The organism is Arthrobacter sp. 10T419 (genome assembly GCF_056394105.1).
On record NZ_JBFTHF010000096.1, the window covers coordinates 1 to 352 of the forward strand.

A 352-nucleotide genomic window follows, 5' to 3' on the forward strand; every position below is an offset into this window, starting at 1 on the left:
GCAACGAGCTGCGCGACCGCTTCACGACCGAGGCCGCGACCACGCCCGGCTCGGACAACCTGTTCGGCGTGAAATCGCCTGCCATCGACAAGCTCGTGGACCACGTGCTGCACGCAACGAGCTGCGCGACCGCTTCACGACCGAGGCCGCGACCACGCCCGGCTCGGACAACCTGTTCGGCGTGAAATCGCCTGCCATCGACAAGCTCGTGGACCACGTGCTGCACGCGCACACGCGCGACGAACTCGTCACGGCGGGTCGCGCGCTGGACCGCGTGCTGATGCACGGGTACTACATCGTGCCGAACTGGTACAGTGCCTCGCATCGCGTGGCCTATCGCAATACGATGTCC

The 352-nt window shown here is 66.5% G+C and carries 1 protein-coding gene; it reads left to right on the plus strand.

What is annotated here, in order from left to right; genetic code table 11:
- Positions 1-185 (plus strand): hypothetical protein (locus AC1DBD_RS18045; RefSeq protein WP_476982762.1); only part of this gene is annotated, 185 nt, incomplete at its 5' end.
- Between the last annotated feature and the right edge of the window lie 167 nt (positions 186-352).